The 703-nt window shown below is 42.5% G+C and carries 1 pseudogene; it reads right to left on the bottom strand.

What is annotated here, in order from left to right:
- Positions 1-583 (bottom strand): annotated as a pseudogene (locus ACFINZ_RS10920) (lysozyme); the annotation flags it as partial.
- Positions 584-703: the final 120 nt, after the last annotated feature.

Raw genomic sequence — 703 nt, 5'->3', positions numbered from 1 at the left:
AATGCCGGCAAAGGCCCATTGCCAACCAAGAGCCCACCAAGTCCTGAACAAGACCCTATCATCGGCGCTAGGGTCTCTATTTTGAGAAGACCTATTGTATTTTTTGTTTCTACTCTTTGCGTGTTAAAGCAAACATAAGACCCTTTTGCCCATAACCCCGCCTCTGCGGCTCTACGGTTTACAAACCCCTGGATGGCCTTACCTCCTACCTTATTCCATTTCTGTAGTTCAGCTGGAACAGACTCATAAGCACCATTATTGAGTTTTTTTAACAAGGTCGACTTGCAAAAGGCTTGCGTCTCTACATTATAACAAAACGACACTAATGCTGCGATTTGAGCATCCGTTAAACAAACCTTCACGGATTGCTCGACTGTCTTCCCAAATTGCTTTAAGTCTTCACAAAAGATTGCTTCCGCTTGTTCTTGCGTAATACGCATTCCTTTTTTGACAATCGGAGGACCCTCTTCACTGGATGACCATAACCTATGCTCCAAACACACACTGTATCTTTACAGGCCTCTAACCGTAAACCTTCCCATTGTTTAATCAGAGCTAGACCTTCTTGCGATACCTTTCTCATCTGCTTCTCCATAAAAAAAGCCTCACAAAAGTGAGGCTGTCTAAAAGATAATTTCTGATTTTGTGCTTATAACGGCTTTATTCCTTATTGTCTTTGATCAATTGTTCGACCTCTGCAACA

It is taken from the genome of Bartonella sp. AA81SXKL, assembly GCF_042196945.1.
In the GTDB taxonomy this organism is placed as follows: domain Bacteria; phylum Pseudomonadota; class Alphaproteobacteria; order Rhizobiales; family Rhizobiaceae; genus Bartonella.
Note: the sequence above shows the minus strand (reverse complement) of the source record. Positions and strands in the feature narration are given on the sequence as shown.